26 protein-coding genes are annotated in these 25,621 nt (G+C 38.8%); 5 read left to right on the forward strand and 21 right to left on the reverse strand.

Annotated features, from left to right (window positions below; translation table 11 throughout):
• Positions 1–21: 21 nt before the first annotated feature.
• The 3 genes from KW850_RS15545 to KW850_RS15555 form a co-directional block, all read right to left on the reverse strand.
• Positions 22–3,213 carry a DEAD/DEAH box helicase gene (locus tag KW850_RS15545; RefSeq protein ID WP_218348498.1) on the reverse strand — a complete coding sequence of 1,064 codons (3,192 nt, stop codon included), beginning with the start codon at positions 3,211–3,213 and terminating at the stop codon, positions 22–24.
• Positions 3,214–3,347: 134 nt separating this feature from the next.
• The gene (locus KW850_RS15550; protein WP_218348499.1) at positions 3,348–4,190 is read right to left on the reverse strand and encodes an aldo/keto reductase; all 843 of its coding nucleotides are present in this window, start codon (positions 4,188–4,190) and stop codon (positions 3,348–3,350) included.
• An 88-nt stretch (positions 4,191–4,278) separates the two neighbouring features.
• Complete coding sequence (locus tag KW850_RS15555) at positions 4,279–4,926, reverse strand: bifunctional 4-hydroxy-2-oxoglutarate aldolase/2-dehydro-3-deoxy-phosphogluconate aldolase (protein ID WP_218348500.1); 648 nt, start codon at positions 4,924–4,926, stop codon at positions 4,279–4,281.
• Between the two features lie 159 nt (positions 4,927–5,085).
• Between KW850_RS15555 and KW850_RS15560 the strand changes: the two genes are divergently transcribed.
• Positions 5,086–5,850, forward strand: a complete 765-nt coding sequence (locus KW850_RS15560; protein ID WP_218348501.1) for an IclR family transcriptional regulator — start codon at positions 5,086–5,088, stop codon at positions 5,848–5,850.
• Between the two features lie 68 nt (positions 5,851–5,918).
• Here the strand turns inward: KW850_RS15560 and KW850_RS15565 are convergent, their stop codons facing one another.
• The 4 genes from KW850_RS15565 to kduI form a co-directional block, all read right to left on the reverse strand.
• Entirely contained in the window at positions 5,919–6,869 is a 951-nt protein-coding gene (locus tag KW850_RS15565; protein WP_218348502.1) for a sugar kinase, read from the reverse strand.
• 61 nt (positions 6,870–6,930) lie between these two features.
• Positions 6,931–7,923: a 2-keto-3-deoxygluconate transporter gene (kdgT, locus tag KW850_RS15570; RefSeq protein ID WP_218348503.1), complete on the reverse strand. Its 993-nt coding sequence runs from the start codon at positions 7,921–7,923 to the stop codon at positions 6,931–6,933.
• A 171-nt stretch (positions 7,924–8,094) separates the two neighbouring features.
• Entirely contained in the window at positions 8,095–8,871 is a 777-nt protein-coding gene (kduD, locus tag KW850_RS15575; RefSeq protein ID WP_218348504.1) for a 2-dehydro-3-deoxy-D-gluconate 5-dehydrogenase KduD, read from the reverse strand.
• Positions 8,872–8,918: 47 nt separating this feature from the next.
• Positions 8,919–9,749 carry a 5-dehydro-4-deoxy-D-glucuronate isomerase gene (kduI, locus tag KW850_RS15580; RefSeq protein WP_218348505.1) on the reverse strand — a complete coding sequence of 277 codons (831 nt, stop codon included), beginning with the start codon at positions 9,747–9,749 and terminating at the stop codon, positions 8,919–8,921.
• Between the two features lie 235 nt (positions 9,750–9,984).
• On the opposite strand from kduI, the gene KW850_RS15585 reads away from it, so the two are divergent.
• On the forward strand, positions 9,985–11,001 hold the full coding sequence (locus KW850_RS15585) for a S66 family peptidase (protein ID WP_218348506.1): 1,017 nt from the start codon (positions 9,985–9,987) through the stop codon (positions 10,999–11,001).
• Here the strand turns inward: KW850_RS15585 and KW850_RS15590 are convergent, their stop codons facing one another.
• From KW850_RS15590 to KW850_RS15605, 4 genes are all read right to left on the reverse strand, one after another.
• Positions 11,002–11,181, reverse strand: coding sequence for a hypothetical protein (locus KW850_RS15590; protein WP_218348507.1), 180 nt, complete (start codon positions 11,179–11,181; stop codon positions 11,002–11,004).
• A gap of 179 nt (positions 11,182–11,360) precedes the next feature.
• On the reverse strand, positions 11,361–11,855 hold the full coding sequence (locus KW850_RS15595; RefSeq protein WP_218348508.1) for a hypothetical protein: 495 nt from the start codon (positions 11,853–11,855) through the stop codon (positions 11,361–11,363).
• A complete protein-coding gene (locus KW850_RS15600; RefSeq protein WP_218348509.1) occupies positions 11,855–12,325 on the reverse strand; it encodes a hypothetical protein in 471 nt (156 codons plus the stop codon). The genes KW850_RS15595 and KW850_RS15600 overlap by 1 nt, the downstream gene beginning before the upstream one ends.
• Before the next feature lie 112 nt (positions 12,326–12,437).
• A complete protein-coding gene (locus KW850_RS15605) occupies positions 12,438–12,743 on the reverse strand; it encodes a DUF3221 domain-containing protein (protein ID WP_218348510.1) in 306 nt (101 codons plus the stop codon).
• Positions 12,744–12,883: 140 nt separating this feature from the next.
• On the opposite strand from KW850_RS15605, the gene KW850_RS15610 reads away from it, so the two are divergent.
• Together KW850_RS15610 and KW850_RS15615 are read left to right on the forward strand one after the other, a co-directional pair.
• Positions 12,884–13,744: an AraC family transcriptional regulator gene (locus KW850_RS15610; protein WP_218348511.1), complete on the forward strand. Its 861-nt coding sequence runs from the start codon at positions 12,884–12,886 to the stop codon at positions 13,742–13,744.
• A gap of 628 nt (positions 13,745–14,372) precedes the next feature.
• On the forward strand, positions 14,373–14,819 hold the full coding sequence (locus KW850_RS15615; protein WP_218348512.1) for a GNAT family N-acetyltransferase: 447 nt from the start codon (positions 14,373–14,375) through the stop codon (positions 14,817–14,819).
• 49 nt (positions 14,820–14,868) lie between these two features.
• Here KW850_RS15615 and KW850_RS15620 read toward each other — a convergent pair whose 3' ends face one another.
• The 10 genes from KW850_RS15620 to KW850_RS15665 form a co-directional block, all read right to left on the reverse strand.
• Entirely contained in the window at positions 14,869–15,582 is a 714-nt protein-coding gene (locus KW850_RS15620) for a CAP domain-containing protein (protein WP_218348609.1), read from the reverse strand.
• Positions 15,583–15,888: 306 nt separating this feature from the next.
• Positions 15,889–16,860, reverse strand: coding sequence for a 2-hydroxyacid dehydrogenase (locus tag KW850_RS15625; protein ID WP_218348513.1), 972 nt, complete (start codon positions 16,858–16,860; stop codon positions 15,889–15,891).
• Positions 16,861–16,891: 31 nt separating this feature from the next.
• On the reverse strand, positions 16,892–18,049 hold the full coding sequence (locus KW850_RS15630) for an ROK family transcriptional regulator (RefSeq protein WP_218348514.1): 1,158 nt from the start codon (positions 18,047–18,049) through the stop codon (positions 16,892–16,894).
• A 225-nt stretch (positions 18,050–18,274) separates the two neighbouring features.
• The gene (locus tag KW850_RS15635) at positions 18,275–18,430 is read right to left on the reverse strand and encodes a hypothetical protein (protein WP_218348515.1); all 156 of its coding nucleotides are present in this window, start codon (positions 18,428–18,430) and stop codon (positions 18,275–18,277) included.
• On the reverse strand, positions 18,431–19,678 hold the full coding sequence (locus KW850_RS15640) for a Ger(x)C family spore germination protein (RefSeq protein WP_218348516.1): 1,248 nt from the start codon (positions 19,676–19,678) through the stop codon (positions 18,431–18,433).
• Complete coding sequence (locus KW850_RS15645; RefSeq protein ID WP_218348517.1) at positions 19,653–20,762, reverse strand: GerAB/ArcD/ProY family transporter; 1,110 nt, start codon at positions 20,760–20,762, stop codon at positions 19,653–19,655. The genes KW850_RS15640 and KW850_RS15645 overlap by 26 nt, the downstream gene beginning before the upstream one ends.
• 8 nt (positions 20,763–20,770) lie before the next feature.
• Positions 20,771–22,312 carry a spore germination protein gene (locus tag KW850_RS15650; protein WP_256358273.1) on the reverse strand — a complete coding sequence of 514 codons (1,542 nt, stop codon included), beginning with the start codon at positions 22,310–22,312 and terminating at the stop codon, positions 20,771–20,773.
• Positions 22,313–22,396: 84 nt separating this feature from the next.
• Positions 22,397–22,906 (reverse strand): protease inhibitor I9 family protein, encoded by a 510-nt coding sequence (locus KW850_RS15655; protein ID WP_256358274.1) that lies wholly within the window; start codon positions 22,904–22,906, stop codon positions 22,397–22,399.
• Positions 22,907–23,115: 209 nt separating this feature from the next.
• Positions 23,116–24,018 (reverse strand): VanW family protein, encoded by a 903-nt coding sequence (locus KW850_RS15660; RefSeq protein WP_218348519.1) that lies wholly within the window; start codon positions 24,016–24,018, stop codon positions 23,116–23,118.
• A gap of 193 nt (positions 24,019–24,211) precedes the next feature.
• Positions 24,212–24,493: a M15 family metallopeptidase domain-containing protein gene (locus KW850_RS15665; protein ID WP_218348520.1), complete on the reverse strand. Its 282-nt coding sequence runs from the start codon at positions 24,491–24,493 to the stop codon at positions 24,212–24,214.
• A 204-nt stretch (positions 24,494–24,697) separates the two neighbouring features.
• Between KW850_RS15665 and KW850_RS15670 the strand changes: the two genes are divergently transcribed.
• Entirely contained in the window at positions 24,698–25,600 is a 903-nt protein-coding gene (locus tag KW850_RS15670; RefSeq protein ID WP_218348521.1) for a DMT family transporter, read from the forward strand.
• Positions 25,601–25,621: the final 21 nt, after the last annotated feature.

Here is a 25,621-nt window from a genome sequence, read left to right on the forward strand (position 1 = left end):
CTGCTTTTTCAGCTCCTTTTTCTATATCATTAAAATCTCCCTAATATCCTCCTCGGTAAGGGTAGAAATGACTTTCTCATCAGAATCAATAATTTCTTCAATGAGGTGTCTTTTCTTATCTTGCAGTTCATTCATTTTTTCCTCAATTGTCCCTCTGGCGACCAGTTTGATAACCTGTACGACATTTTTCTGCCCCATTCGATGGGCACGGTCGGCTGCTTGTTCCTCCACAGCTGGATTCCACCACGTGTCATACAAAATGACAGTATCGGCACTCATTAAATTCAGGCCTGTCCCTCCTGCTTTTAACGAAATCAGGAACATATCCCGCTCCCCGCGATTAAAGCGCTCGGAGATTTCGACCCTTTCTTCTGAGGGTGTCTGTCCATCTAGATAAAAGAAAGGCATGCCCTTTACCGTTAACGCGCGCCCAATCAGTTCCAGCATTTTGGTAAACTGTGAAAAGATTAATACCCTTCTTCCAGCGAGCTTTGATTCCTCAACAATCTGCAAGAGCTGTTCGAATTTCGCTGATTTCCCTTGATACCCATCCACAAATAAGCCTGGATGACAGCAAATCTGCCGTAGCCTTGTCAATCCTGCCAATATTTTAATCCGATTTTTTCGAATCGTGTCTTTATCGAGTTGCTTCAACGTGTCGTGTCTAAGTTTCGCTAAATAAGCTGCATAAAGTTTCTTTTGATCAGGGAGCAGTTCGACTGACTCCAGTGACTCCATTTTTTCAGGAAGTTCGGTTAGCACATCTTCCTTCAACCTCCGCAGTAAAAAAGGACGGATTCTCCGCGCAATCGTTTTCCTGGAAAGCTGGCTATATTCCTTTAAACCGAGGAACAGTACTGGAAAAACAACGTGAAAAATGGACCACAACTCCTCTAAGGAATTTTCCACAGGAGTACCTGTTAAGGCAAAGCGATGATTGGACTGAAGTCTCTTTACCGCTCGTGCGGTTTGCGTCAACGGATTCTTAAAGGCTTGCGCTTCATCGAAAAACACAGTATGAAAGGTTTGCTTCTCGAACCAGGTAATCTCGCGTCGCAGTAACGGGTAGGAAATAATCATAACATCGACATCAGTCCGATTTTTTAGCAGGTTGGTCCGCTCTGCTTTCGTCCCATCAATGACGATCGCTTTTAGTTGGGGAGCAAATTTCCTAATTTCACTCAGCCAGTTATAGGTCAACGATGACGGACAAACCACAAGGACGGGCTGGTTATTTATACGAAGATCGGATTGGACGGACAAGATAAACGCGATGCTTTGAATCGTTTTCCCGAGACCCATATCATCTGCCAAAATCCCTCCGAATCCATAATAAGCAAGAGTTTTCATCCATTTTAATCCGTGTTTTTGATAATCTTTGAGAATAGGGTCTAAACTCGTTGTTACCTCGAACTTCAACTTGCTGGGATCGTGAAGGTGATCGAGGAACTGCCGAAAAGATTCCTCTAGCTTGAAGGCATCACTGACCTCGACCGTGTCAAGGAGTTGAAGGCTCTGCTCAATTGGTACATCCAAACCGCTGACGATATCCTTATTCTTAACTAGTGGTGAGTAAAGAAAACGCTGGATTTCATTGAATTCTCTTGTCTGAAGAGAGAGCAGGGATCCATTCGGTAAACGATAATATTTCCTTTTTTCCTCTAAAGCCACCAAAACTTCACGTATTTGTCCTTCAGGAATGCCGTCCATTTCAAATTTGAATTCAAGCCAGTTAGTTCGTTCCTTTTTGACCCTCACCCTTACCTGCGGACGAAAAGTGTCTCTGGAAATCCGATTTCGGACAGCTGTCGTTGCATAGATTCGGACAAGCCTTTGGAGCTTTGGAACGACGTAAGTTAAAAAATCATATTCCAGTTCTTCATTATGGAGAAAATATCCTCCGTCCGTCTTGGCAAACGAACTATCCTCAAAGATCTGCAGAATTTCCTCTTCCTTTTCCGCATCGCGTATTACTACCGCGCCAGCCGGGAGATCTCTATTTTCCAATGGGTTAATAATCCAATTTTCATAATGAAATTCTAGTCCTGCCAGCAAGCGATTTTTGACACGATCCAAGTAAAGTTTGGCGACTAGAGGCGTTTTCATCCATTGCTTCGAAATCGCTTCTGCAATTGTTACCTGTCCTAATTTTCGTAATCCCGGCGCCACTTTTTCGAGAAAAAACTGGATTTGCTCTTGTGGAATCAGAATTTGATTCGTTCCTGATGCTTCAAGCATCTTTTTGAGATCAGAAAGACGTGTAAAGTCCTGATCTTCAAGCTGTTTTATTTTGCCTTCAAATAGAATGGAATGATAGGGTTCTAAAAAAATCATTCGCTGCAAGTTTTTTACGTTCAACTGATAGCCGTTTCCATCCGCATTAGTAAAATCAAACTGTAAGGGCAGCCCTTCGTCTAATACATACAGTCCACGATAGGTTTCGCCATCATACTCCACCTGCACATTGGGTATTTTTCGAAGGAAAGATAGCAGACGACCCCAAGCGGAGGATGGAATGTTCAGCATCTGTTGTTGACTGGTGTCAGGCACCACATCCACATAAACCTTTTCATCCCGTACTACTTGAATGAGTTGTTCGAGAACGTCATTGCTTTCTTTTTGAAAGCAATGCTTACTTGGATCAAATGTAAAAATGCTAGAAAGGGAGAAGGGCTTTCCTATTCTAATCCGATCTAGAAATTCACGGATGTTTGGGACATTGATGGACTCGAGCGTAATGTCGATTGCAAATAGATTTCGTCCCTTGCCCACATCAGCGGGTTTCAAGGCAAACTCGATATCAAGCACGTTTCTTTTTTCAAAATGGCGCTGATGACCGCTTGATCGGACTGGCTGAGCAGAAAAGAGATTGAGTAATCCTTCCGTCAGTTCTTGGTTCGTTGAATGTGTTACCATCGGGACGGATCCTTTTTGCTCGTGCTCATAAATGGCTAGTAAAACCGCCGCAGTATGCTGACAGTCTTTCGTAAAAGAAGCCAGTTTTGGGCAGGTACATTCTGTTCGAAGGTCACCACTTGAGCCTATTTCAATGGTCACTTGAAAGTCTTCGTCGCTACTCACAGTTGCTTGACAACGATGAGGGAGAAATTGATGAAAGATAACTTTATTCGTTTGATAAAAATAATCTCCTCGTTTGAAGGAGACAGTGCCACACATTTCTTTAATGCGTTTATGAGTTAATGTTACATTCAAATGTCCTGCTCCTTCCTGAGGTTTAGACTCTGCTGTCCATAAAGATATAGAACATTATAGCATAAGTACTTTTTTCTTATTCATGAAAAAGCGCCTGCCCTTAGAACTGAGGGCAGACGCTTGATAAGAGAAATTTATTCTTCAAAACCAACTCTCATCGTATCCGGATGGGAACCAGCACGGCTATCTTGATTTAATCCATCAATCTTGTCCATATCCTCAGCAGATAATTCAAAATCAAAAATATCCGCATTTTCAATAATGCGATGTTCTTTGATTGATTTTGGAATGGTTACCACACCATGCTGCAGATCCCAGCGCAAGATCACTTGAGCAACAGATTTATTATATTTATGGGCAAGATCTTCAAGAACTGGCTCATTTAGAAGCTGACCTTGTTTTAACGGCGACCATGCTTCTAATTGAATTCCTTCATTTTTGCAGTAGGCAAGCAGCTCTTTTTGAGTTAAATGTGGATGGAATTCAACCTGGTTTACCATGGGTTTAATCTCTGCGGAACTGATTAAATCCTCTAGATGATGGACCAGGAAGTTACTTACACCAATGGCGCGGACACGGCCCTCTTTATAAAGCTTTTCCAATGCCTTCCATGTATCTTTATATTTATCCTTCCCAGGCCAGTGGATTAAATAAAGATCCAAGTAATCAAGTCCAAGTTTGGTAAGACTAGTTTCGAAGGCTTTTAAAGTCGATTCATATCCTTGATCAGAATTCCATACTTTGGACGTGATAAATAATTCTTCACGCGGCACCCCAGCTTCTTTAATCGCTTGACCAACGCCTTCTTCATTTTTATAAATAGCGGCAGTATCAATACTAATATATCCATTCTTAATGGCTGCTTTAACGGATTGAACGACCTCATCTCCTTCGTTCACTTTAAATACACCTAACCCAACCCATGGCATTTTAACTCCATTATGTAATGTAGTTGTGTCTTTTAAATTTGTTGGCATCATCTATTCCTCCTTTTTATTTAAAGAACGAAACAAAGACTAAAAGGTCTTGTATTCGATACTAGAAAACAGCGCTATGGGATATAGTTTATCTTCCTCTGGCGGCTTGAACTTTTTCGATATACTGTTTTGCATACTCAGTGATCTTGTTAAATTCCCCTGTTTTAGCCGGTGCCACTAGATTACCGCCTACTCCTACAGCTACACAGCCATTCTTAATCCATTGTTCAACATTATCTAAGTCGACTCCACCAGTTGGCATAATGTTGATTTGCGGAAGCGGCGCTTTCACTGCCTTGACAAAGTCTGGACCAAAGGCATTTCCAGGGAACAGTTTCACAATATCGACTCCTGCTTCTAATGCACGTTTCATTTCGGTGAGGGTCATACAGCCAGGCATGTAGGGCACTTGATAAAGATTACATAATGTTGCAGTTTCTTGATCAAATGCTGGACTCACCACAAACTGTGCCCCTGCCAAAATGGCAATCCGGGCAGTTGCTGCATCAAGTACTGTTCCTGCGCCAATTACTACATCATTATTATCTTGATAAAGGGCTGCAAGTTCTTTAATCACTTCATCTGCACCTTGGACGGTAAAAGTAACCTCAATCCCTTGGATGCCGCCTTCTACACAGGCTTCCGAAATGTTAACAGCCTCTTCCTTCGAGTCTGCTCTTACAACGGCAACCACACCACATTCAGCAATTTTCGTTAAGATATTGATTTTCTTCATCATAGCAGTCACTTACTTTCTACTTTTTTTATAATATTATTTCTAAAAAATTTTTACCGTTTTAATTTAAATTTACAAAAGATACCTCTTATCGTATCATATAATAGAACAGTGTTCCAAAAATGTAAAATGAAAAACATTAAAAAGAGGTAGAAATCCATGTCAAATGTTCAATCCCTTGAAAGAGCTCTAACCATATTAAATAAGCTTTCTGAATATCCCGATGGCATCCAAATTACGCGGCTATCGGAGCAGGTTGGACTGACAAAAGGTACCCTTCATCGACTGTTAGCAACATTAGCGAATATGAATTATGTTGTTAAAGATGAAGAAACCGACAAATATAAACTTGGCTTACAAGTCCTCTTTCTTTCTAGAAACCTTTTAAATCACTCGAATATTGTCACGATGGCAAAGCCATATTTAGAAAAATTATCACAAGAAGTGAATGAAACCGTTCATTTATGCATTGAAGACCGCGGCGAAGTGATTTATATTGATAAAATTGAAAGTAATCAAACCATTCGGATGTATTCGCGCATTGGAAGCAGAGCCCCTATGTACAGTACCGCTGTAGGAAAAATATTACTTTCTGATATGAGCCCAAACCAATTTGAAGACATCGTTTCAAATATTACCTTTATTCCAAAAACACCTACAACGATTACATCTAAAGAAGAATTCATCAAAGAAATTGAAAAGGTGAAAGTCCAAGGTTATGCCTTAGACAATGCCGAGAATGAAGAAGTGCTAAGATGTATCGCCTCACCAATTTTCGACCATAAGGGCAAGATTATTGCCAGTTTTAGTATTTCAGGACCCAATAACCGAGTTACAATGGATCTGATCAACCATTCCTTAATTGATAAAATGAAACAGTATAGTATCGCCATTTCAAGGAACCTTGGATACACGGGTCCTTAAACCATTTAATACAAAGGTAAAGAAAGCCACATAAAGAGGGTCTTCTTTACCTTTTTTCATCTCTTCTATTAACTCTTTTCCAATGATTCTTCAATAAAAGCTTCCAAGTTGGCTCTATTAGGTAATCCATCATTATCACCAGGAGACATCACTGCAAGCGCACCGATAGCAGCTCCGCGATTTACCGCTTCCTTCAAAGGCAAACCTTCCAATATCCCGCTGACCACTCCAACGGCAAATCCGTCACCAGCACCTACCGTATCTACGACTTTCTTTACTGGGAAACCCTCGGTGTAGAATTGCTCACCTTGTGAACTTGTGAACGCCCCTGCTGCCCCGAGCTTAATAACCACCGTTTTTACACCGGCGGCGTGATAATAAGCAGCAATTTCATGAACGTCTTCTTTACCCGTTAAGAGTTTTCCTTCCTCAATGCCAGGAAGAACAATGTCTGCACGGCAAGCCAGGTGGTTAATGACTTGAGCCATTTCTTGTTTGTCAGCCCAAAGGTCTGGACGCAAATTAGGATCATACGAAATTTGCACGCCTCGCTCCCGAGCCTCCTTCATTAGTTCGTAAACCATTTCTCGACAACCTGCCGATAAGGCCGGCGGGATACCCGTTAAATGAATATGGTCAAATCCGTCCCAGTTCAAATGAGCGATTGTTTCCAAGTCCATATGTGAAGCAGCTGAATTTTTTCGGGCTGAAAACACTTCTGGGTCACCGCTCATGACCTTTTCCTTCCATTGCATCCCTGTTAAATAGTTCGCATCATACGTCACATACGTGGTATCAATGGCATTCTGCTTCAAAAACTTTTCAATATTTTTGCCAAACGGGTCCATCCCCAATTGGGTAATATAGGTAACTTCATGCCCTAAGCGTGACATCCCAATGGAAAAATTGACCTCCGCTCCTGCAACAAAACGATCAAATCGCTCAACATTTTCTAAGGAACCCTCTTGGTTTGCTACAAAGAGTGCCATAGGTTCTCCCACAGTTATAATTCTACTCATACGATACTCCCCTTAATTGCAAGAGAGACATACGCTGTATATGTCTCCCTTGATTTACTTATCAAGCCGTGGCTTTATTTCCGCTTGGCACTACTGATTCTTTGTTTTTCTTTTTCATATATTGTGACCAATAGGCAGTTAAAATCGGAACTAATATCGACGTAACGATCACAGATGCTGCACACAAAGCAGTTGCCGATTGTGCAACCGGAAGAAATTCAGGTTTCATCGTAGCAATGATCATTGGATTGGCCACTGCAGCGCCTGCTGTACTTGATGCTGCAAGTCCTGCTGTACCGTTTCCGCCACCGATAAATTTATCAGCTAGCATTAATGGAATTCCTGTGATAGCGATTACAAGAAGACCCAATAAAATTCCTGCCAGACCTGTCTTCGCAATTACAGTCAGATCAATCGAGTTACCTAGAGCAAAACCAAAGAATGGAATCATGGTATGTGTAGCTTTACTGAAAAATTCACGGAAATCTTTATCCAAGTTACCAAGAATAAACCCTACTAAGAAAGGTAAGACAGCGCCTACAAATGCTTGCGGTTGGAATGCAGCTAACCCAGTTGAACCAAGAATTAACATCGTCACTAGTGGACCTGATTCAAGTGACATAAGTACAAACGCACCAGCTTCTTCTTTACTGCCGTACTGCTGCATAATGGAAGCATATAAACCGCCGTTTGTCATATCCATACAGGCAATTAAAGCGAGAACAGAGAACCCTGCAAAAAAGCCTGTTTGAATCCCGCCATCTGGGATAAACATAGCGGCAACGATGGCAACTACCCATGCAACCGCTATCTTTGTTACCACAAGTGTTCCTGATTTCCGTAAAACAGTACCTGTTGCTTTAATATTGATTCCTGCACCCATACAGAAAAACCAGACTGCTAGAATTGGTACAGTTCCGGTCATTAACCCATTCGTAAATGAACCAAGATACTCACCAGATTTTGGGGCGAGCGTATGAATAATTGCACCTAAAAATAATGGAACCAGCATAAGTCCACCAGGGATTTTTTCAATCGTCTTCATAATTTTCATAATTGCATACCTTACCTTTCGGTTTATAATGGGTAATTTTTTTAGTAAAAAGTCGAGACATGCTGTGTTATGTTCCTGAATCAAATTTTGACCAATCAAAGGCGGCTGGATTTAAGCGATACTGACCTTGAACCGCCTCTGACTTTTGAATCTCTATTTCCTTTTCCCGGATTACCGGGCCAACCAACCGCCATCAACTGCTAAAATATGTCCATTCATATAATCGGATGCTTTACTAGATAAGAAGACAACTACCCCCATAAGGTCTGAAGGATCCGCCCATCTTCCTGCTGGAATACGTGACAGAATTTCCGCGTTTCGTTCTTCATCCTCACGAATAGGTGCTGTATTGGCGGTAGCAATATACCCTGGAGCAATAGCATTAATCTGGATATTGTAGTGACCTAATTCGTTTGCAAATGCTTTTGTAAGTCCAGCCACCCCATGCTTACTTGCAGTGTATGGCGGAATAAACTTACCACCTTGGAAGGACAGCATCGAGCCAATATTGATAATTTTTCCGCTTTCCTGCTTAGCCATAACTCTAGCAACCTCTTGACTTAGAAAATAGACTGCGTTCAGGTTAATATCCATGACCGCATCCCAATCCTCTTGTTTGTATTCTAGTAATGGAGTCCGGCGGATTGTCCCGGCATTATTTACGAGAATATCTATTTTTCCATAGACATTCAGACACTCATCAACAATCTGCTTAATAGTTTCCCTTGCTGTTAAGTCAGCCTGATGAAAGTGGACCTTGCGCCCTGTCTCTTCGATCAGTGCTTTAGTTACATCCCAGTTGGAATCGTGAGATACAATAAATAAATCGGCCCCTGCTTTCGCTAATGCAATCGCGTATCCCTGGCCAAGCCCCGTATTTCCTCCGGTCACAATCGCAACCTTATCCGTTAACTTAAAAAAATCTAGTGAAAAATCTCTCAAACTCATTTGTTAGCACCTCTTTTTTTATGTCTTCTAATCTTGCAGTCTACAAGTTATCTCAATTGGTCCATGGTAACTTGATCCATATCGTTATAGGTTTTATTTTCACCAGCCATGGCCCAGATAAAAGTATAGTTACTGGTTGCACTACCGCAGTGAATGGACCAAGGTGGTGAAATGACCGCTTGTTCGTTCTTCATCACAAGATGACGCGTTTCCGTTGGCTCACCCATCATATGGAACATTCGTGCATTTTCATCTAAATCAATATATAGATAGACTTCCATTCTACGGTCATGGGTATGCGTTGGCATTGAATTCCATACGCTTCCCGTATTTAATTGCGTTAAACCCATAACAACCTGGCAGCTTTGAATCCCTTCATTATGTATCATGCGGCGAATCACTCGATCATTTGCATTTTCAAGTGATCCTAAGCGGTCACCTTCAATACCCTTAAAGGCTACGTGTTGGACTGGATACTCTTTATGAGCAGGGGCAGAGAATAAATAAAACTTTGCTGGACTTACAGGGGATTCACTAGTGAACAGTAACTCTTTCTTCCCTAATCCAACATACAGACAATCTTTGTTGTCCATATCGTACGTCTCACCATCAACGGTGATCTTCCCTCTTCCGCCGACATTGAAAATCCCCACTTCTCTTCGCTCTAAGAAGTAATCGGCTTTGATTTGGTCATATCCTTTTAAAGAAATCGTCTCTCCCATTGGTGTAATGCCACCGACAATGGCACGGTCTTCCATGGTATAAACAAGCTTAATTTCGCCTGGCACAAATAACTCTTCTATAAGATAGTGTTTGCGAAGTTCCTCGGTTGTAAATGTTTTGGCATGATCCGGGTGTGTTGAGTACCTAGTTTCCACAATATCCATCTCCTTATATGTATTTACAATTAACTTGGATTCGTTTTGTTCCACATAGTGGTACGTTGTTTCATAATTTAATTATAGCGTTTTCATTTTCAAATGGCTAGTAGTAATTTGACAAAAAAGTGAATTTTATTTTTAGATGCTTTCGTTGGCTGAACAATCGAAAATGATAGCGAGGTTTAACCCCTTTTGGTAAAATTATCTAAAGCATTTAGGGGGGATGTTCATCATGATTACCTTTCCATATTTAAAAAATGGCGCAACAATTGGAGTGACTGCACCCTCATCAGGGGTGCCATCACCTTTACACGAAGTCCTTAAACTTGCAAGCAGCAGGCTGGAACAAAGAGGTTTCAAGATAGTGCTGGGTGAGACGGCTTGGACTCAGGACAAGGCTAAATCAGCCCCGGCATTAAAACGTGCGACTGAATTTAATGAGATGATACGCGACAGTAACATCGACATCATCATTCCACCTTGGGGCGGCGAGTTATTAATCGAGATCCTTGAACATATTGACTTTGAAACTATAAAAAACAAATGGATTTTAGGCTATTCTGATGTCAGTGCGCTATTGCTGGCGATTACCTTAATGACGGGTATCGCAACGGCACATGGAACAAATATAGTAGATTTACGAGGGGAATTTATGGATGAAACAACAGCCAAGTGGGAGGCTGTTTTAGCAACAAACACGGGGGAATCGATTATTCAGTATTCCTCGGACCGCTTTCAAAAGGAATGGCAGCATGCTAATCCTTCGCCCTGCGTTTTTCATTTAACTGAACAAACTACTTGGAAAACGGTAGGAAATGGTCCCGCTAGGATCGAAGGACGTTTACTCGGCGGATGTATAGATATTATTAGACATCTTATTGGGACACCCTTTGGTGATGTAGATACTTTTAGAAAAAAACATATCAATGGAGAGCCCGTTATTTGGTATTTAGAGAATTGTGAAATGAATACCACGGATTTAAGAAGATCCTTGGTCCAAATGAAATTAGCGGGCTGGTTTGAAAACTGTTCCGGACTGTTGTTTGGGCGGAGTGATGCCAATAAGCCCGTGGAAAACTATACGGTGGAAGATGTTTATCGAGACCTTGCAGATGAGCTTGAAATACCAGTTATTTATGATATTGATTGCGGGCATCTCCCACCACAAATCACCTTCATCAATGGGGCTTATGCAGAGGTGAAAGTTTTCGAAGGTAAAGGTACCGTTTTACAATTTTTCCGGCCGTAATTACAACAATTGTCTGCATGGCATTCGGACAGCTTTTTCCGATTTTCCGCTCCACCTGTCTGAATAAGCCCCGAATTCGGACAGCTTTTTCCGATTTTCCGCTTCACCTGTCCGAATAAGCCCTGCATTCGGACAGCTTTTTCCAATTTCCCACTTCTCCTGTCCGAATAAGCCCCGCATTCGGACAGCTTTTTCCGATTTTTCGCTTCTCCTGTCCGAATAAGATGGTAAGCAAAAATACCTACTTTCTAATTTTTAAAGTGGACCTTAGAAATGATACATAAAAGACCAAATCACCTGCGATTGGTCTCTACTTAAAATGCTATTTGTATTTCTCAACAAATATGAAAGTAACTACTTTACTTGTATACCGGTTCCTTTTTCTTTACTAATTCATAGTAAAGGGCTGTGCTTGTCTGAACCACTAAAAATACGACCAATGAATACTTAATACTATAACCATGCTGATAATGTGTTAGTCCCATAATGCCGGAGACTTTTTCCATTAGCAGACCAATAATGCACCAACCAAGTACATAAAATATAAATGTTTTCCTGCCGATTTTAAATCTTTCATAAAAGTAGATGAAAAAATAGCTGAACGGGGCAAACAAAAAATAGCTGAGCAAATCAAACAGCTCATATTTGTTAGAATCATTGACCTTATAAAAATCAAGCAAGCCACCGCCGATCGTGAAATCGAACAAGGTAGAGCTTGCGAATCCCCAAACTAAAAATAAAATGGTAATCGATGTAGGTAATCTTTTCGGAAATAGAAAAAATGCAGTATAGGTAACAACCAGCATAATTAAGATATAGATCTCATTTTTATCGAAATCTTCCCATAATATCATTAATAACTCACCACATTCCGAGAGACTCTCGCAAATAACTTATAAGAAAAAATCGCAATACCATTTAGAATGAGGAAATAGATTCCATCATACCAGTAATTCCAATGTTTATAGTCGATTATGCCAAAAAAGTTAGAGAGACTACTTACACCAATCATTAAAATAACAACTGAAATAATTAGTGTTATTTTCATCATCATCGTTTTACTCCATTGAAGCAGATTTACCAAAACTAGGACTAAAATTGGTGTGATTACACTTCGATTGAGCAGGAATCCCGTATATTCCAAACCTGATTTAGTAAGTTTTATTAGCTTTAGTTCTTCAATGACAATCCAGGAATAGTTAATACTAACAATTAAAACAACTAAAAACACCAAGGTATTCTCAGCAAATGTTAGTTTCTTCTTTATAACGGCCAAAAGAGCCCCAACCAGCCATGCCAGAAAGAAAAAGACAACAAAGCCCATATAAAGCCTCCCAAAGATTTTTCTATTAGCTTTGCTAATTTATGAAAAATCATACTAAACATAGGCAAACTTCACTGTATTTGGAAGATAACGGCCCACTACATAACTTTTATTAATCTTTTGGATTTGTGAACTCAATATTTAGTGCATCGGCTTGAGCTGGAAAGGATTCTCTGATTCCACCTTTAATCCAAACAACAACCTCTTGTCTTTCTAGATATTTAGAGATATCACCATTTTCTTGTAAGGCGACCCAGACTAACCCCTCGTGCTTATCCTCTACTAGTATCTTATTCCCCTCATAATCGACCTCTTTAATGATCCCCTTAATATCAACCCTTCCTTTCTCTGCATTCCCCCCGTTACAACCAACTAATGTAAAGCAAACGATTAAGATCAACAATAAATGTTTTTTCAAAATGGAACTCCCCCCATCTTAGCACCTGTTATTATGGTCGATTTTAACATGAATAAAGCCACAAACCTGCTATTACAAAGCAGAAATTGACAGGAATGTATGAAGTTTTACTGTTATTATTTAATCAAGGGGTGAGCAAAATGGAATGGGTCGAATCGTTACAACGGGCAATCGATTATATGGAAGAACATCTACTTGATGAACTATCCATTGAAGATATCGCAAAACAAGCGTATGTATCCGAATTTCATTTTCAACGGATTTTTACCATATTAACTGGTATAACTTTTGGAGAATATCTACGTCGCAGGCGGTTAACGCTTGCAGCACAGGAACTATCTAATACAAGCATCCGAATAATTGATATCGCATTGAAGTATGGCTATGACACTCCCGAGGCTTTTTCAAAAGCATTCCGCAGGCAGCATGACCTAACACCCAGTCAAGCACGCAAAACACACGCTAAACTGAAATCATATAATCGCCTGGCCATACAGGTAACATTGAAAGGAGCGGAACCTATGAAATATAAAATTATCGAAAGAGAAAGTTTCCAAGTTGTTGGAATCAAGCGCGAATTATCATGTGAGAATGGTGAGAACTTAACGGAGATCCCAAAAATGTGGGCTGAAGTCCATAATGATGGAACGAACGATTTATTATTCAAGGTGAATAATGGGGAAATTAATGGCGTCCTTGGTGTATGTGCTGAAAAACGAGGCACTCAGTCGCAATTAATGGATTACTGGATTGCTACAGAACATACTGGTGACACGCCAGAAGGTTTAATGAATCTTGAGATACCTGCTTCTAAATGGGCCGTATTTGAAGTTCACGGCGCCATGCCCGATGCTATACAAAAAGTGTGGCAACAAATATATAGCGAATGGTTCCCTTCCAGTCGTTACAAGCATGCTGGCACACCTGATTTGGAAGTCTATTCCGCCGGAGATCCTTGGAGCCCTGATTACTTCTCTGAAATCTGGATTCCTATAAAGTAAGTTGTTATTTTTTTAATCAAACGTTTGATTAGTTTATAACCAAAATTAACTAATGATTAATATTTAGTTCATATTTTATTAATAATATGGAGATATAGTACATATTAGAGGGGATAGCACGCGTGGCTATCATGGTATTAGGCGTAGGCGGAGCCGATACCTTAGGAAGAGCACAAAGCATAGTTGTCGCTCCCTTAAATATGTAATTATTTTTCTCGTTTGATACCTAAGAAAACTAAACTGGAGTGCACCTCTTTAAGAAGGAGGTGTGCTCTTTTTTATTGCCCGTTTTCGTAAATAGTGTTGTTAGAACTAAAGGAGAAGCTCATAAAAATGATATTTCGTGTAAAATTACACTGCAAAATTTGGATAATGTTGTTTTATTTAACGACTTATCTCTTCAATGGACGAATTATTGAGTTTTATGAGCGAATCTTGGATTTCAATGGGCGAATTTTGGGCTTTTATGGGCGAATCTAGTGTTTTAATGGGCGAATTTAAGAATCAACAATCTTGCTCATATATTTGAAAAGGAAGAAGGACAATTAGGGTTAATTGCGGAATAACATGAAATGGAATGACTAAATCTACACCTTTGGTCAAATTTTTAAACATCGAGGGATGGATAATGAGCACTAAACTTATTGTAAGACAAGCTACCATTGAAGATTTGCCTAAGCTAGTTCCGATATTTGATTCCTATCGTGAGTATTTTAAGCATCCAAAGAACCCTTCGAAAGTAGAAAATTTTCTATATGAAAAATTTGAACACTTAGAATCTGTCATTTTTATTGCGGAGCAAGAAAGTGAAGTAATTGGCTTTGCGCAGCTTTATCCTATTTTTTCGTCCTTAAGTTTACAACGTGTTTGGTTATTAAACGACTTTTATATAGCTGAAGACTGTCGTAATAGAGGAATTGGGAAACAGCTTTTTGCCAAAGTAAAGGAATTTACATTATTAACAAAATCTAAAGGTATCGAACTTTCAGTCGAGCATTCCAATGAAAGGGCTTGGCACTTTTGGGAAAAACAAGGATTTAAAATAGATAACGAGTTTCGTTATTATTTTTTATAAGTTATGACATACAAAAAAAGCTTGGGGACAAATCATCCCCAAGTTCTGGTTATTTACCGATAAATTCCTGTGTCCAGTAATTCCCTTGTGACACATAACCCACACCAATATAGTTGTAGTTCGAGCTAAGGATATTCTTACGGTGTCCTTCACTATTCATCCAAGCCTTGACTACTTCCTCAGGAGTCCTCTGTCCCATCGCAATATTTTCACCAGCGTATCGATAGGTAATCCCGTATTTTTTCATCATATCAAATGGTGAACCATATGTTGGGCTTGTATGACTGAAGTAGCCATTAGCAGACATATCACGAGATTTTTCATGAGCCATTTTGCTAAGCGTTACATCCACTTTAAGTGCTGGCAAGCCATTCTTGGCCCTTTCTTGATTGGTTAGATCCACTACTTTTTGCTCATAAGCACTTAAGGCACTTGTAGATTGTGTTGTAGTAGGTTGCGGCGCAGCTGCCGATTGTTGCACAGGTTGTGGTGCCGCTGGTTGAGCAGGTTTCTGTGTTGAGACCGTTTGATTTGGTTGAGTCTGTGCTGGCTGCTTGACCGTATTTTGTGAAAACGAGAATCCTAAACTAGCAAGATAGTTTTCGATGATACTATTAATCTCATTCATATTAGTCCCTTGATATACATAAACCTTTTCCTGCACCGACGGACTTGTTGAGGCAGCATGAGCTTTATTTAAGACTGGATTTGACATCATTAATGCAGCCGCAGCTGCAACAGTTAGAATTGCTTTTTTCTTCATCATCTTTTCTTCCTCCTGTTTTGACAATTTGCCGTTTTTCCACAAATTCATCGTAACATATAATTTTCGTCATATTTGAGGAAGGATTTTACAATAATTAAGCACAGTTTGTTCTTATTAAAGTCTTAAATCTAGCTAGGTCCTGATACTCTAAGTATCTGAGACGTCAAGAATAAAAACCCTCTTTCGCAGCTCTTACTAAATTACGGAACTATTACCAAAAATTATATAGAATAATAGTATTGACAACCTTTACAACGTTCATCATTCTTAACAAATATTTCAGAAAAGTGTCGTATTTTACAATTATTTATTAAGAGTAACCGGAGTAAGTGCTTCACTACCTGTTAAAACACTCAGCATATTATCCGCTGCTAAATGAGCCATTTTCATTCTTGTTTTCAGACTTGCACTTCCAATGTGAGGCAGTGTCACCACATTGGGCAGAGTTAATAAGGGATGATTAATAGACACGGGTTCTTGTTCAAACACATCCAGTCCGGCGCCCCAAATCTCCCCATTTTTCAAAGAATGATATAATGCTTCCTCATCGACAATGCCCCCTCTTGCTGTATTTATCAAGATGGCATTTCTTTTCATAAGGGCCAATTCTTCTTTACCGATTAGGTGATGGGCTTCAGCACTGTAAGGGAGCAACAAGCAGACAAAATCAGATTGCTGCAGCAACTCCTTCATTTCTCGGTAGTGAATCCCGAGCTTTTCCTCCGTTTCCTGTTTCCGTGTCCGATTATAATAAAGAACATTCATATCAAAGCCCTGTGCCCGCTTGACGAGGGCTTCTCCAATTCTGCCTAACCCAATAATTCCTAGGGTGGCCCCATAAATATCTTGTCCGGTCATCTGCATGAGAGACCAGGCGCCCCATTCCCCACTGCGTAAGTAGTCCGATCCCTCGACGACTCTTCGTGCTGCAGCCATTAACAGGGCGAACGTTAAATCAGCTGTCGTTTCGGTTAATACACCTGGCGTATTGGTAACGACAATTCCCCTCTCCGTTGTCGCTTGAATATCGATATTATTGTAGCCTACCGCGATGTTACTAATGACCTTTAACTGTTTCGCTTTACTTAGCACCTCTTCGTCTATCTTTTCCGTTAATAGACAGACTAGCCCGTCGACCTCTTCTATTTCTTTCAATAAAACATCCCTTAGAACAGGAACATTTTCTTCCGGCCACATCTTCACATGAAATTGACTTGAGAGTTTATCGACAATTTCATCGGGTAGTTTTCTTGTAATATAAATCGTTTTTTTCAAACATACCTCCACCTTTCAGCATACACATGATTTAAGCAGTAAACATTTCTAAGAAATGTTCAATAACAATCGAAGACGTCCCTAATGCGGGAGCATTTTTTCCTAAGGAAGAGAGAAATAATTCCTGACTGTTGGTAAGTTGGTCATTACTTCTTGATGAAATAGAATTTCTAATCGAGTTCATAACCATAGGCAGGGCTTCAACAATGTCATTCCGGATAATAACTGCTTTTGGGTTAAATGTATTTAAAATACTTGTCAATCCAATTCCAAGGTAGAAACCGAAATTTTGTAATCCCATTAATATATCTGGATCATTTTGGTTGGCCAGATGGATTAGTTCCTGACTGGAAGTGATCCGGTTGTTTTGCTGAAGAGTATGGAGTAATGCTTTTTCAGAAGCGTATAATTCCCAGCACCCTTTGTTGCCGCAACTGCATTTTAGTCCATTATAGTCGATGGTTAGATGACCCATTTCACCTGCGAACCCATTCACCCCTCGATATATATCATGATTAATGACAATACCGATTCCGATTCCCGTACCGACACTCACGTAAATTAAGTTTTCGTAATTTTTAGCTGCCCCAAAGACTTTTTCTCCATAGGCACCGGCATTGGCTTCATTTTCTATAAAGACAGGTACTTGAAATTCCTTTTCGATATCGGCTTTTAAGTCTAGTTGATAATTCCAATCGATGTTCGGAGTGAAAATAACCTTTTGCTCTGTACTGACGAGACCTGGTACACATACCCCGATACCAATTAAACCATAAGGAGATTCCGGAATTTGAGTGCTAAGTTCCTTAATCATTGAAAATAATATATCTTTGTTGTTATCAAGAGAAGGTTTCTCTAGACGATGGTATTGATCTACGATAATGTTTCCTTTTAAATCTGTTAGAATCCCATTAATAGAATCAACGCCAATATCAATGCTGATTGAATATCCGGCATTTTTGTTAAAAACGAGCATAACAGGCTTTCTTCCGCCGCTGGATTGCCCTTGTCCAATTTCAAAAATCAGCTTCTTTTCTATTAATGTATTTACTTGGGATGATACAGTCGATTTATTTAATCCTGTTATTTCCGATAATCTTGCCCTCGAGATCGGAGAATTAGAAACAATTTCATTCAATAATACCTTTTGGTTCATTTTTTTCACTAATATTTGATCCGCGATCATCAATAGTTTACACCCCGTTTGTATAATGCGTAAATTAAGTCACCATATTATTCTGGTCATTTACTTTCATTATAAATCAATTATTAGTTAAATTACACTTCTATTGTTAAAAACACCTTATTCATTATATTTCGTTAGTTTATCCGAACAACAAACTAATTATTTGTAAAAAAGGACTGATTATCCAGCCCTCGGTGTTTGTTTTATTATTAGCGATTGAAATTAGTTTTAAAGGATCGAGAAGAAAGGCAGGATGATTAAGCAAAGAGAAAGAAAAAGTATGGCCATTGCACCTATTTTTTGTTTTTCCTTCCACAAGGAAACGCCGAATCCCATGGTATAAACAATAATTAAAAACAGACTAACGTAGATTAATTTTTCCAACTATGCCCCCACCTTTGGAGGTTTTTTTGTTCTTTTACCATAATCAACAATTTCAACATCTACTTTCACATGAATGTCCGCTTCCTGATATGATTTTCCCCAATTGAATTTTTTATATTCCTGAATCGTTCCAAAATATCTTCTGGCATACATGGATAATGGATATGGTACACCTTTAAGTTTTGTTTGAGTTTTTTTCAACAATTTTTCGTTCAATGTTTTTATATGAGCGGATATTTGTTTTTTTACTATCTGTTGATTTTTTTTCACTGTATAGTCGACCATTGACGGGTTTGATATAATTTCTATCTTTAAAGGGATGGTTATAAAAATCTTTGGCTTTTGACCCTTTAAGTCCATCTTCACTTTATTATTTTCTGTTTTCATGATTCTTGCTGCAAACTGCAACTGGTCGTCCGAAAAAGGATCAGGTATATCAACCAATATATCTTGGATGTTCGTTGAATCATCTAGAATATTGATATTACGTGTTTCTTGGCCGGTAAGCTTATCAATCATCACGCCACTCCTGAAGACCGCTGACCCAATAAATTGTGTAGCATCCAGTTCGCCTGTAGCATTCAATTGTCCTGCCATGTATTCATCTTCACTTCTTATTTTAGGATTCTTTTCCTTTTCGGCTGTTGTGTACATCGCCAAAAAGAAGTCTGTCCCTCTTTCCAACGTTTTAAAAAATTTAAAGAGGGTAGAATCTGGGATGAACCCATTATCAATTCCGTGATCAATCATGAATTGAAAGTATTTATGTGGTCTTGTTTCCATTTTCGGCCGATTATTAATAAAATACTTACTTGCCTTTTCTTTAGATATGGCTAAATGACAATCCAAGCGAATGTCTTTATCCTTTAAGACGTCGTAAAACTTCCTAATAAACTCTTTGTCTTGTGCATATTCCTCGGAAACAACAATAATTTTTAATAGTTCATAACTAATATCTCGAGAGATGATGGAATTGCCTGTGGCTTTCGCCGCAATGAAATCATTGGCATCAAACGAGACAATTTCCCGCGGCTTTTCGGTTGACCCACCACCACCTTGCATACTGCCGACTTCCGGATTGGCAAGTAACATGGTGACTTTGACTTTCCCTTCAGCTTTGGAGCGATCTAATCCTATTCCGATCACATAGGCTTTGTCTTCAATTTCTTGACGATCCCAACAGCCCGTTAATAAACAAACAATGAGGAAAAACAAAAATATTCTACATACTGTTTCTGTTTTTTTCATGTTTAAATTCTCCCTTTAGCAGTGCAACCAGCCATAAAGTGATCGAAATGACCAAAAATGTAGGACCAATAACACTTCTTAAAACCGGTTTTAGTTGGAGACTGAGATCATATGGTGATTCCGGAATGGATCCAATCAATAAATAAATCGTTGCCAGTGCTGGAATGAGGAATTCAAAGTCTTTAATTTTAAATAGTTGACCGAACATAAGTGCATTTATGTACAAAAATGCTGCAAAACGAATAAATGCCGCCATTACCCAAATGACGAAAAATATGATTTCGATATTCGGAAAAAAAGTTCCAATTGAAATAAAACGAATCGCTGTGTGGAATGGATAACCAGTTCCTTTTAAGGATACATCAAAAAGACAGATGAAAATGATAATACCCACACTTAATTGGATGCTGATGTAAACTAAGGCAATCCACGTACCTTTTCGAAAATCTTTGTATGAGGCGATAGACGGTATAATCAAGGCAAACAGAAAAAATTCAGAAAAAAGGGATAGATTTAGGGAGCTTTGTTTCAATATTTCAAGTTTTCCAGGACCCCAAATGGGGAAAAGGGATTGAATACTGCTATCTTGAGTACTTAATACGAACGCAAAATACAAGAATAGTACTGCATAGTAAATCACAAGATAGGCAACCGATCCGATATGCTGAATTCCCTTTTTCGCACCATATGCACAAACGCCCATTAAGACGGCATAGATGATCACAATAGGTGTCCTATTAAAATAAAACGTCCGTATGATCGTTGTATATGTTCTTGAATCGAACGAAATGGAAAATACATTGATGATAAATATTAGAAGACAGACAAAAAATCCTAGATATTTTCCGAGTAGTTTTTGAATAACAGAAAATAGATTTTTGTTTTGATACAACGACATTGTCTTTATTAATAAAAAGAGCGGGATAAAAGAGATTCCGGCCGTTATGATCGGGATCATCCATGCTGCGTTTTGGACCTTTTGAAACAGAGCAGTTGGTGTGTCTTCAGTTACTTTGGCACCAACCATTAAAATTGCGATGGACAGATATTCACGGATACCAATTTTTCCGGGTTGCTGCTTCATATGTTTTTTTATCCCTTTCCTCGTTTGACAGTATCCTTTGGATTTAAATACCCTGGGCGGAACCTTTCTTTCATGGGAACATGACGAATAATTAAGTCTTTTGAAGAGATGAAATGTGGTGTCATGGGTGCAAAGTAAGGAATGCCAAATGATTTTAATGAGACTAAATAAAAGAGTCCCGGTATAAATAAAGCTACTGCGCCATAAATACCCATAAAGGCTGCCGCAAAAATAAACAAAAAGCGTGTGATGCGAATCGCAAAATTCATGCTCACATCACTGATAATAAAAGAGCTTAAGCCACTTAAGGCAATAACAATGATGACAATCGGACTAATAATATTCGCTTGAACAGCAGCCTGTCCTAAAATTAGTGCACCGACAATCCCAATCGTTGGACCAATAGGGGTTGGCACACGTAGTCCCGCTTCTCGAATGAGTTCAAAGGCGATTTCCATCATTAAGATTTCAACGGTCGATGGAAAAGGGACACGTTCCCTTGTCCCGGCAATGGCCATTAACAAATCAGGCGGGATCATCCCTACATGATAATTTGTAATCGCAATATATAAGGGCGAAGCAAACATGGCGACAAACAAAGCTTGAAATCGCAAAAACCTGATGAAATTACCATAGGGTGTGCGTAGGTAATGGTCTTCCGGCGAATGAAACATTGACCAAAAGGTAGCAGGCAGTACCAGACAACTTGGAGAATTTGTCATTAATAAAACGATGTGACCTTCTTCAATGAAGGATGTCGCCCGGTCAGGACGTTCTGTATATAATATGGATGGAAATAATGACCTTGGTCGATCTTCTAGGTATTGCTCTAAAATACTTAGATCAAGAATCCTATCCGTTTCGAGCGAAGCTAACTTATCTTTAATCGTTTGAAGCAATTCATCATTTACTAGGTCTTTTTCATAAACCAAAAATACATCGTTTCTGGATCGTTTCGTAATAACCTTAGCCTCAACAATAAGATTTTCATTTCTTATCTTTTTACGAAGTAAGGCAATATTATCGATTACCTTTTCGTTAAATGATTCCTTTGCCCCTTTTACAATCACTTCATTATCGGATTTCTCAATGGAACGGCCTGTAATTTTCGTCGTTTCAAATAAGTAGCATTGAGTATCGCCATCCACAAAGAGTGCGGTGACTCCACCTGTAATAAATTCCGTAATTTCCCCAATATTTGTTGCTGTTCTTTCACTTGGGTAGGAAGTGATATTTTGAATCTTACCTGACGGCTGATCGTTACCAATTAATTTTTCCATGATGCCTTCTTGAATGCTCTGTACGTCGACCATCGTACTTATATAAATGATAAAAGCACGGCGATCAAGTGAACCGATGGTAAACTCACGTACCTTGATATCGATATTCTTTGGTATACTGAAAATGGACTTAAATGTCGCTAAATTTTGATCATAATTACTGCTAAAATCTTGTTTTTTTAGTTCAATTTCCTGTGTATTGGACTGTTCGCTAAATTGTGGTTCTGGATTGAGTTTCTTAAAAAGCGGCATTAAGATTTTTTTCTTCAAAATGAACCACCCCCTAATTTTTATATTGTTTTCCAATTTTAGGGGTCTTTATGTATATATCATGAGAATACCGCTACTATATTTTCACAGTTGTCCAAAAGGTAAAATCGGTGGATCTAGCTTAATTTTTCGATTGAGAGATATTCTTGAAATGACAGCCGAGGAATCTGCTAACCTTTGGATTTCATTTGCGGGTAATTCCATCGACACACCGTTTAAGGCAGTCGTGTATTTGTGTCGAACAGCATAGGGGATTTGGTTCTTATCTAGTAACTCGTGCAGTTCCTTTTGAAAGGCGAGATGACTTTCTTCTACATGTTTCTTCGCTTCCTCCATTGTTAAAGGAATCCCTTTTGCTTCTGCTTCTATAACCGCTACTTTAGCTGGTTTAGTTTTGAATTCAATAATAACCGAAATGGTTTGTTCGCTTGAGAGGTCAATCGCAGGATCAACATAGACGGAAGATATCATCGTTTCTTTCACTTCCTTTCCATTTTCGTTAGGACGATTGTTTTCAAAACTACTTTCCTGGCAACCACTCAGAGTAGATAAGATAGCTGCTGCCAAAATGGCTCCACAATAACACTTCTTCATAATCATTGCCTCTCCTTTTACTGAAGGGAAGTTTTTTTACATTTTATCAGAATGGTATCCTTAGTATTCACCTTTAAGGCCGAAAAAAATAACTGCCTGTCTCTTATAATAAGAAACAGGCAGTTATTTTTACTGAATTCCTAACGCACTCTAAATAGCGGCGAGTGTTTTGCCTTTATATTGCTTTACTGGTTTTGGAGCAAGTAACCTTACTTGGGTGGGTGATTTTGCTCATAAGGAAGGTGTGGCACTTTTTTAGGAGTATAGTTAATGACATCTGAAGAATATATCTCGACGGTTAACTTGTTCCCTACCGTTCTTGATTGAATTAGTATTGGTTGATTGTATTTATTTTCAAAAACAAAATCTGGTCCATTCCAACTAACAGTGGCATCCCGCCCAGGTGGAATGTATGTAACCTTTCTGCTGTGTGAGAAGCGCTGAGTAACTTTTAATCCCGCATTATCTACTGCATTAAAAAGGGTAGATGATACCTGACAGATTCCACCGCCAATATCTTTTGCTAATTCACCTCTTAGGATCACTGGTGCAGGCAAGTATCCTTTTCCTGCTGTTCTTTTTCCAACGACTTTATTAAAGGAAAATATTTCACCTGGGAAAAGAACAAAATTATTAATAGCTTCTGTTGCAAGATAAATATTATTGGTTCTTTCTTTGTTAGTTATATTGAAGGTTGTTACATATTTCCCGATTTTTTCATTTTGAATATTTCCAAGTAATTCACTGTCAACTCTTGGATAAATTGCTAGTAAGGGGACCTCTATTTTAGGTGAACCATTGTTAAAATAATAAGAAAAGACTTTTTCTGTAAAGCTCTGACGATATAAACGGTAACCAACATGTTCAGGTATAATTTTTCCGGACTTATCTTTAATTGCATTTTTAGGCATTTTAGAAATATGTTTGTCAATTTGATCCATACATTTGTTTAACTTTTCTGTATTAATAATAGGTATTGCAGGTAAGTTCATCGATAATTCAGTACAATTAACAACCGATAAAGGATGCCCGTTGTTAGTGATTAATAAATTGTCTGGCATATTCACTTGTTCAGATAAAAATAATAACCCAAGTAACCAAGTAAAATTCATTTCCAGATGCCTCCTTTCCTTTAATATGAATTGCATTCTTACATTTCATACAATTCTATTTGTACTTTGAAAACGGTCTGCACATAAAAAAGAACCCTGAAGTTTGTTTTCAGGATTCTTTTTGATATTACTTTTTCAATAGATATTATCATTAGGTCTTTGCAAAAGATTTTTCAAATCTTCTTCGGAAACGTTATACACTCTTTTTAAATGCTTGCTCTTGAATGGATACAGGCCTGAATCCCTCCTTGAGGAAAAAACGAATCACTTCTGGAAGATACTTTTTAGCTTCTATGAGTTTCTCGGCTATTGATAGACGGACGAATGAGAAATACGGAGTTCTGCTAGATAAAGTGGGATCCACGATAATTTCGCTATCAAAGTTCACAAGGTCCACAAAAGGCTCTTGAGAAGGTTGGAAACTCATTTCAAATACTTTTGAATCACTCATTAAGATGTTTTTTAAATCGATCATCCAACACTTCCCTTCCTACTATTAATATTATCCAGTTTAATAGCATTATATACTTAATATACCATTTAATAGGTATTGTTGTTATTTTATGGTTGATTTTTACGTTATTCCAGTTTATAACATAGTAAGATGGTGCCCCCTGCTGTAATCAGCAGTTGAGCAATCAGTCATTTATAAAAGGATTTTGAAAGAGGGGGGATTTACATGAAAGGGAATTTGAGACTAATTATTACCATGCTTATTTTTGGAAGCATCGGGGTTTTTGTTAAAAAGATTGAGCTATCTTCAAGTGAAATTGCATTCTTACGAGGGGTCATCGGAAGTCTATTTCTGCTTATTGCTAGTTTCCTTGTCAAACATAAGCCATCCTATCAAGCATTAAAAGAAAATGCCCTTCTGCTTCTTTTATCAGGCGCAGCGATTGGCCTTAACTGGATTTTTCTCTTTGAGTCATATCGCTATACGACAATATCCAATGCGACGATTAGCTATTACTTCGCACCGATATTTGTGATGATTTTAGCACCGTGGGTTCTGAAAGAAAAACTGACGAGTGTAAAAGTTATTTGCATCGTGACGGCAATGATTGGTCTGTTTTTAATCGTTAATCCTGGTGCTGGCGGTTCCAGCGCTTCACAGAATCATACATTAGGTATTTTCTATGGCCTTATAGCAGCAGCATTTTATGCGAGCGTTGTTTTAATGAACAAATTCATCAAAAATTTATCTGGTTTTGAAATTACCTTAATCCAATTAATGGTGGCTGTTTTAGTCCTGCTTCCCTATATTCTGTGGCAGGGAAATCTTAATTTTGCTGGGTTAAACTCTACTTCGATAATTAATATTTTGATCCTTGGTATTCTGCATACCGGCTTAGCCTATTTTTTTTATTTTACGTCCATCCAAGAACTAAAAGGACAAACAATTGCGGTTCTCAGCTATATTGATCCGATTTCTGCTGTGATTATTGCCGCGATTTTCTTAAACGAAGGCATGACTCTGATTCAAATGCTAGGCGGCGCGCTTGTCCTAGGTTCCACGTTCTTAAGTGAAAAACTAGAGGTAAAATTCGCAAAAAAAGGTCAGACTCCCACTACATCACCGTAATGGCAGTCTGACCCCCAACCA

Source organism: Bacillus sp. sid0103, assembly GCF_019219025.1.

Coding starts and splice junctions, on each gene's coding strand:
- KW850_RS15550 (WP_218348499.1), bottom strand. CDS start 4,190: ATGCCAACAAATTTAAAAGACACAACTACATTACATAATGGAGTTAAA.
- KW850_RS15555 (WP_218348500.1), bottom strand. CDS start 4,926: ATGAAGAAAATCAATATCTTAACGAAAATTGCTGAATGTGGTGTGGTT.
- KW850_RS15560 (WP_218348501.1), top strand. CDS start 5,086: ATGTCAAATGTTCAATCCCTTGAAAGAGCTCTAACCATATTAAATAAG.
- KW850_RS15565 (WP_218348502.1), bottom strand. CDS start 6,869: ATGAGTAGAATTATAACTGTGGGAGAACCTATGGCACTCTTTGTAGCA.
- kdgT (WP_218348503.1), bottom strand. CDS start 7,923: ATGAAAATTATGAAGACGATTGAAAAAATCCCTGGTGGACTTATGCTG.
- kduD (WP_218348504.1), bottom strand. CDS start 8,871: ATGAGTTTGAGAGATTTTTCACTAGATTTTTTTAAGTTAACGGATAAG.
- KW850_RS15585 (WP_218348506.1), top strand. CDS start 9,985: ATGATTACCTTTCCATATTTAAAAAATGGCGCAACAATTGGAGTGACT.
- KW850_RS15590 (WP_218348507.1), bottom strand. CDS start 11,181: ATGCGGGGCTTATTCGGACAGGAGAAGTGGGAAATTGGAAAAAGCTGT.
- KW850_RS15595 (WP_218348508.1), bottom strand. CDS start 11,855: ATGATATTATGGGAAGATTTCGATAAAAATGAGATCTATATCTTAATT.
- KW850_RS15600 (WP_218348509.1), bottom strand. CDS start 12,325: ATGGGCTTTGTTGTCTTTTTCTTTCTGGCATGGCTGGTTGGGGCTCTT.
- KW850_RS15610 (WP_218348511.1), top strand. CDS start 12,884: ATGGAATGGGTCGAATCGTTACAACGGGCAATCGATTATATGGAAGAA.
- KW850_RS15615 (WP_218348512.1), top strand. CDS start 14,373: ATGAGCACTAAACTTATTGTAAGACAAGCTACCATTGAAGATTTGCCT.
- KW850_RS15620 (WP_218348609.1), bottom strand. CDS start 15,582: ATGAAGAAAAAAGCAATTCTAACTGTTGCAGCTGCGGCTGCATTAATG.
- KW850_RS15640 (WP_218348516.1), bottom strand. CDS start 19,678: ATGAAAAAAACAGAAACAGTATGTAGAATATTTTTGTTTTTCCTCATT.
- KW850_RS15645 (WP_218348517.1), bottom strand. CDS start 20,762: ATGAAGCAGCAACCCGGAAAAATTGGTATCCGTGAATATCTGTCCATC.
- KW850_RS15655 (WP_256358274.1), bottom strand. CDS start 22,906: ATGAAGAAGTGTTATTGTGGAGCCATTTTGGCAGCAGCTATCTTATCT.
- KW850_RS15660 (WP_218348519.1), bottom strand. CDS start 24,018: ATGAATTTTACTTGGTTACTTGGGTTATTATTTTTATCTGAACAAGTG.
- KW850_RS15665 (WP_218348520.1), bottom strand. CDS start 24,493: ATGATCGATTTAAAAAACATCTTAATGAGTGATTCAAAAGTATTTGAA.
- KW850_RS15670 (WP_218348521.1), top strand. CDS start 24,698: ATGAAAGGGAATTTGAGACTAATTATTACCATGCTTATTTTTGGAAGC.